At 48.0% G+C, this 13233-nt stretch carries 13 protein-coding genes; 11 read left to right on the forward strand and 2 right to left on the reverse strand.

All coding sequences use genetic code 11. The features are described from left to right. Positions 1–153: 153 nt before the first annotated feature. From dnaB to acs, 6 genes are all read left to right on the forward strand, one after another. Entirely contained in the window at positions 154–1563 is a 1410-nt protein-coding gene (gene dnaB, locus SPL68_RS06245) for a replicative DNA helicase (RefSeq protein WP_323814216.1), read from the forward strand. 15 nt (positions 1564–1578) lie between these two features. Beyond that, the gene (locus SPL68_RS06250) at positions 1579–2088 is read left to right on the forward strand and encodes an MOSC domain-containing protein (protein ID WP_323814217.1); all 510 of its coding nucleotides are present in this window, start codon (positions 1579–1581) and stop codon (positions 2086–2088) included. A 156-nt stretch (positions 2089–2244) separates the two neighbouring features. After that, positions 2245–3096 (forward strand): pantoate--beta-alanine ligase, encoded by an 852-nt coding sequence (panC, locus tag SPL68_RS06255; RefSeq protein ID WP_323814218.1) that lies wholly within the window; start codon positions 2245–2247, stop codon positions 3094–3096. Positions 3097–3137: 41 nt separating this feature from the next. After that, the gene (gene panD, locus SPL68_RS06260) at positions 3138–3518 is read left to right on the forward strand and encodes an aspartate 1-decarboxylase (protein ID WP_323814219.1); all 381 of its coding nucleotides are present in this window, start codon (positions 3138–3140) and stop codon (positions 3516–3518) included. A 108-nt stretch (positions 3519–3626) separates the two neighbouring features. Then, positions 3627–3848 carry a hypothetical protein gene (locus SPL68_RS06265; protein WP_323814220.1) on the forward strand — a complete coding sequence of 74 codons (222 nt, stop codon included), beginning with the start codon at positions 3627–3629 and terminating at the stop codon, positions 3846–3848. 230 nt (positions 3849–4078) lie between these two features. Further along, positions 4079–6016, forward strand: a complete 1938-nt coding sequence (acs, locus tag SPL68_RS06270; protein WP_323814221.1) for an acetate--CoA ligase — start codon at positions 4079–4081, stop codon at positions 6014–6016. Positions 6017–6101: 85 nt separating this feature from the next. On the opposite strand, the gene SPL68_RS06275 is transcribed toward acs, so the two are convergent. Together SPL68_RS06275 and SPL68_RS06280 are read right to left on the reverse strand one after the other, a co-directional pair. After that, entirely contained in the window at positions 6102–7724 is a 1623-nt protein-coding gene (locus tag SPL68_RS06275; protein WP_323814222.1) for a M56 family metallopeptidase, read from the reverse strand. Beyond that, positions 7724–8119 carry a BlaI/MecI/CopY family transcriptional regulator gene (locus SPL68_RS06280; protein ID WP_323814223.1) on the reverse strand — a complete coding sequence of 132 codons (396 nt, stop codon included), beginning with the start codon at positions 8117–8119 and terminating at the stop codon, positions 7724–7726. Before SPL68_RS06280 ends, SPL68_RS06275 begins: the two co-directional genes overlap by 1 nt. A 156-nt stretch (positions 8120–8275) precedes the next feature. On the opposite strand from SPL68_RS06280, the gene smrA reads away from it, so the two are divergent. The 5 genes from smrA (at position 8276) to SPL68_RS06305 (ending at position 13231) form a co-directional block, all read left to right on the forward strand. Next, positions 8276–8854 carry a DNA endonuclease SmrA gene (smrA, locus tag SPL68_RS06285; protein WP_323814224.1) on the forward strand — a complete coding sequence of 193 codons (579 nt, stop codon included), beginning with the start codon at positions 8276–8278 and terminating at the stop codon, positions 8852–8854. Between the two features lie 389 nt (positions 8855–9243). Then, positions 9244–9678, forward strand: a complete 435-nt coding sequence (locus SPL68_RS06290) for a YjfI family protein (protein WP_323814225.1) — start codon at positions 9244–9246, stop codon at positions 9676–9678. 39 nt (positions 9679–9717) lie between these two features. Then, on the forward strand, positions 9718–10413 hold the full coding sequence (locus SPL68_RS06295) for a PspA/IM30 family protein (protein WP_323814226.1): 696 nt from the start codon (positions 9718–9720) through the stop codon (positions 10411–10413). A 99-nt stretch (positions 10414–10512) separates the two neighbouring features. Beyond that, the gene (locus tag SPL68_RS06300; RefSeq protein ID WP_323814227.1) at positions 10513–11181 is read left to right on the forward strand and encodes a DUF1449 domain-containing protein; all 669 of its coding nucleotides are present in this window, start codon (positions 10513–10515) and stop codon (positions 11179–11181) included. Between the two features lie 34 nt (positions 11182–11215). Beyond that, positions 11216–13231 carry a hypothetical protein gene (locus SPL68_RS06305; RefSeq protein ID WP_323814228.1) on the forward strand — a complete coding sequence of 672 codons (2016 nt, stop codon included), beginning with the start codon at positions 11216–11218 and terminating at the stop codon, positions 13229–13231. Positions 13232–13233 lie beyond the last annotated feature (2 nt).

Here is a 13233-nt window from a genome sequence, read left to right on the forward strand (position 1 = left end):
AAACGCTTTGCGCGTCAGCTTAGGCTGACAAGCAAGCCGAAATCGGGCACTATCGACACCCCTTCCGGGGTTTAGATGTGCCCGATTTTTTTTGCGCAACATTTGCTCAATAATCATTCCAATAGAACAACGCCAGCAGTGTTTTGACGACCTATGCCTGAATCCAGTTTCGACTCCGCCAGTTTTGAGGATCGCCTCGCCAACGAGTTATCCGGCCACAACGCCTTGCCCCACTCGGTAGAAGCCGAGCAATCGGTACTGGGTGGATTGATGCTCGACAACAACCGTCTGGATGCGGTGCTGGAAGTTGTTACCGAAGCCGACTTTTTCCGCGAAGATCACAAGCTGATCTTCCGCATGATGCTTGAGCTGCAAGAGGCTGGTCAGCCGCTCGATGTCATCACCCTGTCTGAAGAGTTGCACAAGCACGATGAGCTGGAGCGCGTCGGCGGTTTGGGCTATTTGGTTGAGATGGCCAACAACACCCCAAGTGCCGCCAACATCGCCGCCTATGCCAAGATCGTGCGCGAGCGCTCAACCCTGCGCCAGCTGATTGCCGCTGCGCAGGACATCAGCAAATCGAGTATGAATCCGGCCGGTCTGGATTCCGACGATCTGCTGCAACTGGCTGAAAAACGCGTCGCCGAAATCGCCGAAGATCGCCCGAAAGAGGGTGGTTTGGTCGGTGTAAATGACCTGCTCAAACAAACCGTACAACGTATCGATGAACTCTTCCGCTCCGGCAGCGATATCACCGGTGTGCCCTCGGGTATTACGGATTTGGATCAGCGCACCTCTGGTTGGCAGCCGGGCGAGCTGATTGTTCTTGCTGCGCGTCCATCTATGGGTAAAACCGCACTGGCGCTCAACTTTGTAGAAGGCGCCTTGTTTAATCAGCCACGCCCGGTGGTGGTGTTCAGTATGGAGATGCCATCAACCTCGCTGGTGCAGCGGATGATGTCGTCCATTGGACGAATCGATCAGGGCAAAATGCGTAACGGTAAGCTCACCGAAGAAGACTGGCCAAAGCTTTCATCTGCGGTCGCCAAACTCAAAGACAAGCTGCTGTTTATCGATGACACCGGCGGTTTGAATCCGCAGGAAATGCGCGCCCGTATTCGCCGCATCGCCCGCGAACACGGCAACCCCGGCATGATCATGGTCGACTACCTGCAGTTGATGACAGTCGCAGGCAGCGGCGAAGGCCGTACGCAAGAAATCTCGGAAATTTCGCGCTCCCTCAAAGGCATGGCGAAAGAGTTTGAATGCCCGATGATCGCCCTCTCGCAGCTCAACCGCGGCGTGGAGCAGCGCCCCAACAAGCGCCCCATGAACTCCGACTTGCGTGAATCCGGCGCCATCGAGCAGGACGCCGACGTGATCCTGTTCATCTACCGCGACGAATACTACAACGAAGACAGCCCCGACAAAGGCATGGCCGAACTCATCATCGGCAAGCAGCGTAACGGCGAAATCGGCACCTGCCGCGCTGCCTTCGTCGGCAAATACACCCGCTTCGACAACCTCGCGCCTGAGTATTTGCAGCAGGGTGGGTATGACTAACGAAGGATTTCTTCAATGAACACCCAAGCCCGTCTGCTCGATAAACTCTGCGCCGATATAACTCCCGGAAAACTGGAGTGGATTGGTTTGCGCAGCGAGCGGCGCGGCGAAGTCTTGGTGGTTGATGAGGCTGAAGCGGTTGTCGGTCAGGGTCTGGTGGGTGACCACCGGATGAAAAAGTCACCCGGTTCGGCACGCCAAGTCACCATTATTAGCAGCGAATATATCCAGCAGATTTGCCAGCATACTGGTCATAAATCTATCGACCCGTGTCTGTTGCGGCGCAATCTGGTCATCTCCGGCATGAACATGAATTTGCTGCGCTACCAGCGGTTGCAGATTGGTGAGGTGATTATCGAAACCAATGCGCTTTGCCATCCATGTTCGCGTATGGATGAAAATCTCGGCAAAGGCGGTACGGCGGCTATGTTTGGTTACGGTGGTTTGTGCGCCAAAATCATTCAGGGTGGACGACTCGCCGTGGGCGATGCGGTTATCCGGCTGCCGCTGGTTGAATCAGTTTGAGTCAGGCTCCTCTGTCGCCAATATCCTTCTCTTGAGTGAACTTTTTGGTTGTTTTTTGATCGATAAATGTACTTATCAATCCTGACCATGTATTATCGCGCGCCCGAGTTGCCGACGGCTTTATCGGGCGTTTTTAGTGTGGTTTGAGGATTAGCAATGCAGGTTTTCCATCACATCAGTTCCCTGCGTGAAGCCTTGGCGGCTGAGCGTCGTGCCGGTAAGCGTATCGGTTTTGTGCCGACTATGGGCAACTTGCACAATGCGCATTTGGAACTGGTAAAAATCGCGCAGAAAAGCTGCGATCTTGTGGTCACCAGTATTTTCGTCAATCCGCTCCAATTTGGCTTGAACGAAGATTGGGACAAATATCCGCGCACCTTGGCGGCAGATTCTGCCAAGTTGGAATCGGTGGGTTGCAATTACCTGTTTTGTCCCGATGAAAAAGAAATCTACCCCAATGGCATGGCCGAGCAGACGCGTGTGATCGTGCCGACCATGACTGATGTGCTCTGTGGCGCCAGTCGCCCTGGTCACTTTGAGGGTGTGACAACCGTTGTTACCAAGCTATTTAATATCGTCCAGCCAGATGAGGCGGTATTTGGAACCAAGGATTTCCAGCAGCTGGCAGTGATCCGCCGGATGGTGGAAGACCTGTGTATTCCGGTTAAAATTACCGCCGGTGAAATCTTCCGCGAGGCGGACGGTTTGGCGATGAGCTCGCGCAATGGGTTTATCACCACCGATGAGCGCCCCAAAGTGGCTGTGCTCAACCGCAGTTTGAATGCGATCAAACAGGCGATTGCCGATGGTCGCCGCGATTTTTTAGTGCTGGAGGACGAAGCGCGAGCGCAGATTGAAGCGGCCGGGTTTCGGGTGGATTACTTCAGTATTTGCAATAGCCGCACGCTGGAAATGGCGGCACACGATGATCGGGAGATCACTATACTCGGCGCCATGTATACGCAAGGCGCGCGGTTAATTGACAACGTTTCTGTGGTGTTGGCGTAGTTTTTCTAGCGCACCGCACAAGTGATTCCCCGGAGGATCCCATGCTTTCACATATGCTTAAAGCCAAGCTGCACATGGCTAAAGTTACCCAGGCTGAGCTGTGGTACGACGGTTCCTGTGCAATCGATGCCGATTTGGTTGCGCTGGCGGGAATGCGCGAGTTTGAGCAAATCGATATTTACAACGTAAACAACGGCGAGCGTTTTCACACCTACATCATTCTGGCTGAGCCGGGTTCTGGCACCTTTTCTATGAATGGTGCAGCGGCGCGTAAAGTTGCTGTGGGCGACCGCGTAATTATTGCGACCTACGGTCACTTCACCGAAGCTGAGCTGTTGAATCACAAGCCAAAGTTGGTGTATTTGAACGAAGATAACACCGTCAATCGCACCACCAACACCATTCCTATGCAGGTCGCCTGATCAATTGATTGAACTTAATTGATTGGTTGAACTTAGTAGGACAAAAAAGGGTCGCACTCAGGCGGCCCTTTTTTATTGGGGCAAATTTATTAAAAGGAGGGATTTTCTATGGCTCATAGACCTTATGACGGCGAAAAAGTACTGAAGCGGTTCGAGGATTTGCAACATCAGGATGACGAACCCAAAGAGCATACGCTGCAGGAAAATGCGAAAGAACGTGCCAAGCATCCGGAGCATTTAAATGCGGGTACTCCCTACGATTGGGAGGATGTAGACCGCTATCGTGAAGAACTCGAGCGTCTGGACAAAGAGGCGCAAAAAGGCGGATAGCTAATTTGCTCGCATCAGAGTGTTTTTCTGTGCGATCTTCTGGTGCAGTAAGTGAATATTGATGTTTTTATTGCATCAAATGGACAACGTTGTCATTGAGCTTTGCGAGTTTTTCCTGCTAAGCTTCAGCTCACGTAAATCGGCTGGCTGAGCGGTATTTCATCCAGCTTTCGTTTTTATTTATCCCTTCTTCTCGATCAATAACAAGATAACGGCAGTGAGATAACACCATGTCAGAAGTCCATTTGTACCCTGTTCCTGAAAGCTTCAAATCCAAAGCGGCGATTAACTTGGCGCGTTATAAGGAGATGTACGATCAATCAATCAATGCGCCAGATACCTTCTGGGCAGAGCAGGCCAAAGCCTTTTTGACGTGGCAGCAGCCGTGGACGCAAGTCACCAAAAGCGATCTGAAAAAAGGTGAGGTGGCATGGTTTGTCGATGGCAAATTGAATGTCAGCGTGAACTGTATCGACCGCCATTTGCCTGCGCGCGCCAATCAAACTGCGATTATCTGGGAGGGCGATGATCCCGCTGATGATCAATCCATCACCTATCAGGAATTGCATGATCAAGTCTGTCGCTTGGCCAATGCTCTGCGTGAGCGCGGCGTTAAGAAGGGTGACCGCGTGTGCATCTACATGCCGATGATCCCTGAAGCAGCTTACGCCATGCTCGCCTGTACCCGTATCGGTGCGATTCACTCCATCGTATTTGGCGGTTTTTCGCCAGAGGCATTAAAAGACCGTATTCAGGATGCTGACTGCCAAGTGGTTATCACCTCTGATGAGGGGCTGCGTGGCGGCAAACGTGTTCCACTGAAAAAGAATGCGGATATAGCGCTGGCGCATTGCCCAAATGTGCACACCTGTATCGTGGTGAAGCGCACCGGTGGCGATATCGCATGGGATGAAAAACGCGATTTCTGGTACGAAGATCTGGTTGAGCGCCAAGCTAATGAAGCCGAGCCAGAAGTGATGGATTCGGAAGATCCGCTCTTTATTCTTTATACCTCTGGTTCTACCGGTAAGCCCAAGGGCGTATTGCACACTACTGGTGGCTATTTGCTGCAAGCGGCGATGACTCACAAATACGTGTTTGATTATCAAGAAGGCGATGTTTACTGGTGTACCGCCGATGTGGGTTGGGTTACTGGCCACAGCTACATCGTGTACGGCCCGCTGACCAATGGCGCCACATCGCTAATGTTTGAAGGTGTGCCGACTTATCCAGACGCTTCGCGCTGCTGGCAGGTGATCGACAAGCACGGCGTAAATAGCTTCTATACCGCACCTACTGCAATCCGTGCGCTTATGGGCGCTGGCGATAATTTTGTCACCAAGACCTCGCGCGCCAGCTTGAAGATTCTCGGCAGTGTGGGTGAGCCAATTAATCCGGAAGCATGGGAATGGTACTACCGCGTAGTGGGCGACAGCCGCTGCCCGATTATGGATACCTGGTGGCAAACCGAAACCGGCGCGCATATGTTGACGCCTCTGCCGGGCGCGATTGATCTTAAGCCCGGCTCAGCCACTGTGCCTTTCTTTGGTGTGCAGCCAGTGTTGCTTGACCCGGAAGGTAAAGAAATCACTGGCGCGGGTGAGGGCAATCTCTGCATTAAAGCCGCTTGGCCAAGCCAGATTCGCACTGTATATGGCGATCATCAGCGCTGCATCGATACCTACTACAGTACCTATCCCGGCTACTACTTCACCGGTGACGGTGCGCGTCGCGATGCCGACGGCTACTACTGGATTACCGGCCGCGTAGACGATGTATTGAACGTATCCGGCCACCGCATGGGGACTGCCGAAGTAGAAAGCGCTTTGGTATTGCACGATAAGGTGGCTGAGGCCGCAGTGGTCGGCTATCCGCACGACATCAAAGGCCAAGGTATCTACGCCTATGTGACCTTAATGAGCGGTGAGCAACCAAGCGATGAATTGAAAAAAGAATTGCTGGCATTAGTCGTAAAAGAAATCGGTGCAATCGCACGCCCAGATGTAATTCAGTGGGCGCCCGGCCTGCCAAAAACCCGCTCCGGTAAAATCATGCGCCGCATCCTGCGCAAAATCGCCGCCAACGAATTGGATACCTTGGGTGATACCTCAACCCTCGCTGATCCAGCTGTAGTGAACGAGTTGATTGCCAACCGAGCAGGTAAATAATAGTGCGCGAATAAATAATTTTTCGCTTGCTGCAAAACCAAAAGGCCGCCTCATAAGGGTGGCCTTTTCGCTTTCTGCAATTATGTTATTTCTTTTCTCCAGGTTGAATCGGTAATTTTTTGGCAGAAATGCTTCTGTTTGAACAATCAACTTTAGTTGGTGTGTTGTCTTCGAGTGTTTTAATCATCGCTTTCAGGCGAACAATATTACTGAAAAAGTCTGAGATGATTAGTGTGTTTGCGCTTTCCATTGCGGTTAAATGACCGTATTTAGGCACTAATGGTCTTAACGAGGCGAGTACGCTTCCTGCACAAGCTTTTTCCAGCTTGATTGAGTCAGTAACATATTCATCGTCAAAATAGGTTTTACCTTTTTCTACAGTCGGAATTGCCAACCAGCGAGCGTCACTAGCAGGAATAATTTGAATATAACCGCTGGTTTTGTAGGCTGTAAATTCATTGATTTTTAGCTGGCTTAACAACATCCCATAATCAAGTGATTTAGTGGAAAGATTGACGGGAATTGAAAAATTGGCGTATTGCTGACCAATCAGAATTTGAGTTTTCAAATCTTTTTCTGCGTGCTGTGCAAATTCTGCCAGGGTCATAAAGTTGCCGGCTGTTTTATCTGTGTTGCCCAGCTGTGTATTTGGGTTTGTCTTGGGTTGAGCTAATGCGACAAGCGTAAAAGTGCTCATTACTAAACCAAAAACAAGTGATTTCTTCAGATTCATAGTGGTGTATTCCTTAATCATTATTAGTCGATTTTTAAGTTCGCGGTGATTTTCCAAAATTCCCAAACTATTTGAGAAAGCTTGAGGTCTTGAAACAAATTGACTGACTTTAATTAGCGTCATGCCGTATTCATGCCTGTCAGTTGCAGAGAGTTGAGCGAGTAGTTCTTCATCACAGGCCATTTCCATATCGGCTCTTATACGTTTGTTGGCAATCCAAATCAGTGGGTTAAACCAATGCAATAGAGTGATGCAGTGTGCAATCCAATTCCACAGGATGTCTTTGCGTTGGATGTGTGTAAGTTCGTGCAGGAATACGAGCTTTAATTCTTCGGAGGAAAGTTGTCGCTCTATATCCATTGGCAACACAATTGTTGATTTGATCAGTCCTAGTGTTAGAGGGCAGGTTATTTGATCTGAATAAACCAGGGCAATTTTTTGGTTTACTTTCAGTGTTTTTTTATAGCTTTCCAGTTGCGCGTGTTGTTGTGGAGAGGCTTGTGTTGCTTTTCGTAAAATCAAATTAAAATGCCGCACTTGCCATGCAGTGACTAAAATAAAAAAACAAAGCCCTGAAAGCCAAACAAAACTGAATATGCTGTGATGATGTATAGTCGTTTCGATAGATTCATTTGTTGGCTGAAATTCAATCGTGGTCGAAGCATCTGGTTGTGTCGTTGTATTGTTTTCTATTGAGGTGATTTGGTTAGAGAGTTGTTCTGTCTCGGTACTTTTCTCTACTGGTGTGTTCGTTGGAAAAGTGAAGTGTTGTTGATCAAACGATAGATTCCAACCGACAGGAATGCATAAGCAAATTAATAAACTCAGCCAAATGCTATGGCGCGCTTTGGCCGATAAGTATTTTTTCAGTCGATACTGAATCAGCAATATCAATGCTATCAGAAATACAGATTTAACTGAGGTCAATAATAACCATGCTGTAAACGCATTTAATCCTTCCATTAATGCGTCCATTATTGTTCTCCCTGATTTTTATTGGTTTGCTCGCTGTTGTCTTGCAATAGTGCGATGAGTGCTTTCTTTTCTTCATCCGTTAATTTTTGTTGGCGGGTGAAGTGAGCAATCATCGGCGTTAAAGCTCCGTCGAACACCCGTTGCATAAATGATTGGGTTGCGCTGGATTCACAATAATCGCGCTCATAAACAGGCTGAAAATGTTGGATGCCATCAACCAACTCATGGGTAATTGCGCCTTTCTTTTGCAGGCGGATTAACATGGTGCGTACGGTTTTCAGGTGCCATTGAGGGGTGAGCTCTGCAATTTGATTGGCGCTGGCTGGTGCTTTATCCCACAGGATTTTCATCAACGCCCACTCGCTGTCTGAAAGCTGTAGTTCATTTGTATCCATAAACAACTCCATTGTATTGTGTGATTACAGATGTAATCACTATTTTTAGATTACATCTGTAATCCTGTGTGGGCAAGCTTTTTGTGATGACTGCGAGGTTTGATTTACAATTTGCCTTGGTTTTAAGTTATCGATTCACTGTAAGGCGCTGCTGTTATGTCCAAAGATTCCGATTCCGACTTCTTCCTCTCCCAAATGCAGGGGGTAAAACCCATCAAAGTCGAAGAAAAGGTCGATCTTGCATCGCCTCATCACGACAAAACCAGCTTGGAAAAGCGGCGCAAAGCGGCAACGGCGGAGTTAGAGAAAGATAAAAACTTTCTGTCGGGCGAATACATCGAGCCGCTTGACCCGCTGGCGGTGATCGAGTTCAAACGCGATGGGGTGCAAAATGGTGTATACCGCAGCTTGCGTATGGGTAAGTACCAGATAGATGCGCGCCTGGATTTGCACAATATGACTGTCGATCAGGCGCGCAATGCGGTGTTCCAGTTTGTAAATGATTGTATGGCGAACGATATTCGCTGCGCGCTTATCACCCACGGCAAGGGGGAAGGGCGCGAACAGCCGGCGCAGCTAAAAAGCTGTGTTGCCCACTGGTTGCCGCAGTTAAATGAGGTGATGGCGTTCCACTCTGCGCAAAAGCGGCATGGTTGGGTCGGGGCGACTTATATTTTGTTGCGAAAAAGCGAGAAGAAAAAACAGGAAACCTGGGAGATGTATAGCCACACTTGATGATTGGAGTTGCTTGGTTAGAATTTTTCCTGATTGATCAAATATTAAAACCCCGTCTTTTGGTTATCAAAAAACGGGGTTTTTCTTTTTTCTGCTTTTAAGTCGCTGTTTTTCCTCATCTTTCTTCTTCTGATCAAATTAAGTTTTTATTACATGTAATATTTGAATTATTACATGTGATGAATTAGTGTTCGTTCATGCAGAAAAAATCATCAGCACATTATCAGCGCGAATACCGTAACCGGCTCAGGGAACAGGGGTTCGTGAAAAAAGAAGTGTGGATTCTCCCGGAGAATGCGCGCCGTCTTACGCTTTATGAGGCCGAGTTGCGGGTTTCTGCTAAACAGCTTGTGTCCCGTGGGTTTATGCCAGTGAAAGGAGATAGTCGAATGACCGATGTTGTTAACCGTTGGACCACCACCAGCCTTTATGACGCGCTCATCAAAGCGGAATTGTTTTCCAGCAAGCGTGCGGATGTTGAGCTAATCGAAGGTGTGGCGCCCGCTCTGCATCTCACCATGTATGAATACGGCGATCTGCCACTGTTTGTCACTGTGTCGGGTGAGCAGGTTGTTGTGGAGGCAACACTTTGGTCGCTGTCAGAAGTGACTGACCCTGCGCTGTTTAATGAAACCGTGTTACGCACGCATAAATATTTTCCGTTATCGACCATTAGTCTGGACAAGATTGATGGCGAAGATCGCTACCACATGTTTGGTGCACTCAGCTCAGCGTCGAGCTTGCAGGATGTGTTATTTGAAATCGAAATTCTGGCTTCCAATGTCATTCAGGCAACCGAAGCTTATGCGGATTTTTTAAGTTAACTATTTTTTAAATTGCGGTTATAGACGAGGTAAAACCCTATGAATATCTGGTCGAAAATGATTACCGCCCTGCGCGGTGGTGTGAATGAAGCGGGCGAGTCAATTGTCGATAGCCAGGCGCTGCGTATTCTGGATCAAGAAGTGCGCGATGCGGGCGAAGAGTTGAAGCGTTCCAAAGACAGCCTTGCGGAAATTATGGCACGCCAAAAGCTTGCTGAAGAAAAATGTAAGCAACTGCAAAAAAATATCGAAGAGCATGAAGGCTACGCCGCAAAAGCGCTTGAGAAGGGCGATGAAAAACTCGCACTGGAAGTGGCGGGTCGTATTGCGGAGTTTGAAAATAGTCTGACATCTGAAAAAGAAGCATCTGATGGTTTTGCGCAGAGTGTTGCTAAATTGCGCGCAGCGATTGATCAGGCCGAAAAAAATATCAAACGTTTGAAGCAGCAAGTAGATACGGTAAAAGCCACTGAAAATGTACAGCGCGCACAGGCAGCGGTTGCTGAGCGTCATAGCGGTTCAGATTCGAAAATGCGCACTGCTATGGAATCACTGGAGCGCATTAAAGAGCGTCAGGCATTAAAAGATGCACAAATCAAAGCCGCTGATGAAATGGCAAAAACTGGCAGTGATGACTCGCTTAAAGCCAAGCTGGAGGCTGCAGGAATAACGACTGATGGTGCATCAGCGGAAGATATTCTTGCGCGCATTAAAAATAAAAAAGCCACTGACTAATAAGTGGCTAAAGACAGCGGCTATTTGAGTTCTTCATATTTTTTTGCTCAGCAGCTGTATCTAATCTGCAGGTGTTTTTGAAAGGAGCTTGCAAACACAATGAACGAATTTTTACTGACCATTGTGAGCTTTCCCACGGTTTTTTTTACTTTCTGGCTGGGGCTGGCTCTTCTATATTGGCTATTTGCCAGTTTTGGATTGGTTGATATCGAGTTGTTGGATGTAGATGGTCCAGATTTGGATGGGCAGTTGCATTCGCATGCGGAACATACTTTTGCAGAAACTTTCTCAGGTATTCTTTTGCGACTGGGTCTCAATGGTGTTCCTGTCACTATCGTTATTACGCTGATTGCTCTTGTCGGTTGGTTTACTTGTTATTATTTGAGTTATTTTGAAAGTTTTTTATTGGGTTATAACTGGCTCAGATACCTTGCAGGTATTCCTATTCTGATTTTCTCGTTTTATGTTGGGGTGTTGATGACTGCGCAAATTATCAAACCTTTGCGTAAGCTGTTTACCAAAGCTGACCAGCATATTGAGAAAAAAATTCTTGGGCAGGTTGCGGTAGTGAGGTCATCGCGAGTCGATGCGCAATTTGGTGAAGTAAATTTTGATGATGGCGGCGCAGGCTTGATTCTCTTCGCTCGCTCCTTTGGCGATAAGGTGTTTGTGCGCGGTGATAGAGTTATATTGTTGGAGTATGTTCCCGAGCAGCATCATTATCGGGTGATATCGGAAGCAGAGTTTTTAGGCAAGTCTAACGAATAATTGTTAACTATTAATGGGTAGAAGGAGTAAGACAATGTTTGAAACAGCATTTGAAGCAGCTATGGCCACACCAGTGCTAACAGTGATTGGAGTTTTATTTTTGGCGCTATTAGGTTTGGCGGGATTGTTTAATGCGTTTTATAACAAGGTTGCGCAGGGTACAGCGTTAATTGTTAACGATATGAGTTCAACTCCTAAGGTGCATTTTACCGGTGCTTTGGTGTGGCCCATCATCCATAAAAAAGAATTAATGAACATTTCATTAATTACCCTCGATGTTGACCGTCGCGGACGCGATGGTTTGATCTGCAAAGACAACATGCGCGCGGATATCACCGTTGCCTTCTATTTGCGTGTAAACGAGACGCCGCAAGATGTACTGCGTGTAGCTAAAGCGATTGGCGCTGAGCGTGCATCAGATAAAGATGCAGTTGATCTTTTGTTTGCCGCAAAATTCTCCGAAGCCTTAAAAACAGTAGGCAAGCAAATTGACTTTATTCAGTTGTTTGAAAACCGTTTGGAATTCCGCGAAAAAATCATCGAGGTAATTGGTAATGATCTCAATGGGTATGTACTGGAAGATGTGGCGATTGACTATATCGAACAAACACCAAAATCATCACTTGATCCAAGCAATATCTTGGATGCTGAAGGTATTCGCAAAATTACCGAGTTGACCGCTGCGCAAAACGTACGCACCAATATGCTGGAGCGCGACGAAGAGTTGGCGATCAAGAAAAAGAACGTAGAAACCACCGAGGCGATGTTGGCGCTGGAGCGCCAACAAGCGGATGCCGAAGCGCGTCAAAAGCGTGAGATAGCCTCTATTCAAGCGCGTGAAGAAGCTGAAACCAAAAAAGTGCAGGAAGAAGAGCGCCGCAAATACGAACAGACAGCGATTCAAGTTGCGCAGGATTTATCGGTGCAAACTGAAAATCAGAAACGCGAAATTGAAGTGGCCGAGCAAAATCGTTTGCGTGCAGTAGCAATCGAGCAAGAAAAAGTTACCCGTGCGCGCGATCTGGAAGTGGTTGCACGCAAGCGCGAAGTGGAATTGCAAACCATCGAGGCAGAAAAAGCGATTGAATTGCAGAAGAAAGAAATTGCCAATGTGATTCGCGAGCGTGTGGTGGTAGATAAAACCGTTGCGATTGAAGAGGAGCGTATTAAAGAAGTGCGCGAAGTTTCCGATGCAGATCGTAAGAAACAAGTACAAGTATTGGCAGCAGAAGCCGCTGCTGAAGAAGAAAAAGTGAAGCAAGTTAAAGCAGCAGAAGCAGAAGAGCTTTCGGCCAAACACAAAGCCAGCGAAATCATGACTATCGCGCAAGCCAAATTGGAAGCTTCAGCCAAAGAAGCGGAAGCCATGAAAAAAATGGCCGAAGGTATTCAAGCCGAGCGTGCAGCGCCTGGTCTTGCAGATGCAAAAGTACAAGAAGCCAAAGCAACTGCGCTGGAAAAAGAAGGTGTTGCTGAAGCAAGTGTGATTCGCGCGAAAGGCACTGCTAATGCTGAAGCTGGTAAAGCGGAAGCGGAAGTGATTACCGCGAAAGGTCATGCTGAAGCCGATGTAATTGCAACCAAAGGAACCTCAGAAGCGACAGCGAAGAAAGAAGTAGGTTTGGCTGGTGCTGATGTTACCCGCGAACAATTTAAAGCTGAGGCGGACGGTTTAACCGAGAAGTTTGAAGCTATGAATGCGATGAGCGAAAGCGCGCGTTCACATGAAGAGTTCCGTATGGGCTTGGAAACTTCGTTGAAAGAAACGCTCGCAAGTATTGCGGCAGGTAAAGAAATCGCCAAAGAAAATGCGGAGATTTTGGCCATTGCCTTGCAGAAAGCGCATATCGATATCGTTGGTGGCGAAGCGCAATTCTTCGATAACTTCGCCAAGTCATTATCGATTGGGAAAGCTATCGACGGCCTTGCAGGTAAGAGTGGCGTGATTCAGGCAGTGTTGGATCGCTTTGTTACTAAGCCAGCAGCTAGCGCACCTGTTGCCAGCACATCAGTGAAAGAAAAAGCGGAAGACGTTGAAGTTATTGGTTAATT

Origin of the sequence: Cellvibrio chitinivorans, from assembly GCF_035117775.1 — a bacterium.
Taxonomy (GTDB): Bacteria; Pseudomonadota; Gammaproteobacteria; order Pseudomonadales; family Cellvibrionaceae; genus Cellvibrio; species Cellvibrio chitinivorans.

Excerpts from the sequence above, each read along its gene's own strand:
- dnaB (WP_323814216.1), top strand. The coding sequence starts at position 154 with ATGCCTGAATCCAGTTTCGACTCCGCCAGTTTTGAGGATCGCCTCGCC.
- SPL68_RS06250 (WP_323814217.1), top strand. The coding sequence starts at position 1,579 with ATGAACACCCAAGCCCGTCTGCTCGATAAACTCTGCGCCGATATAACT.
- panC (WP_323814218.1), top strand. The coding sequence starts at position 2,245 with ATGCAGGTTTTCCATCACATCAGTTCCCTGCGTGAAGCCTTGGCGGCT.
- panD (WP_323814219.1), top strand. The coding sequence starts at position 3,138 with ATGCTTTCACATATGCTTAAAGCCAAGCTGCACATGGCTAAAGTTACC.
- SPL68_RS06265 (WP_323814220.1), top strand. The coding sequence starts at position 3,627 with ATGGCTCATAGACCTTATGACGGCGAAAAAGTACTGAAGCGGTTCGAG.
- acs (WP_323814221.1), top strand. The coding sequence starts at position 4,079 with ATGTCAGAAGTCCATTTGTACCCTGTTCCTGAAAGCTTCAAATCCAAA.
- SPL68_RS06275 (WP_323814222.1), bottom strand. The coding sequence starts at position 7,724 with ATGGACGCATTAATGGAAGGATTAAATGCGTTTACAGCATGGTTATTA.
- SPL68_RS06280 (WP_323814223.1), bottom strand. The coding sequence starts at position 8,119 with ATGGATACAAATGAACTACAGCTTTCAGACAGCGAGTGGGCGTTGATG.
- smrA (WP_323814224.1), top strand. The coding sequence starts at position 8,276 with ATGTCCAAAGATTCCGATTCCGACTTCTTCCTCTCCCAAATGCAGGGG.
- SPL68_RS06290 (WP_323814225.1), top strand. The coding sequence starts at position 9,244 with ATGACCGATGTTGTTAACCGTTGGACCACCACCAGCCTTTATGACGCG.
- SPL68_RS06295 (WP_323814226.1), top strand. The coding sequence starts at position 9,718 with ATGAATATCTGGTCGAAAATGATTACCGCCCTGCGCGGTGGTGTGAAT.
- SPL68_RS06300 (WP_323814227.1), top strand. The coding sequence starts at position 10,513 with ATGAACGAATTTTTACTGACCATTGTGAGCTTTCCCACGGTTTTTTTT.
- SPL68_RS06305 (WP_323814228.1), top strand. The coding sequence starts at position 11,216 with ATGTTTGAAACAGCATTTGAAGCAGCTATGGCCACACCAGTGCTAACA.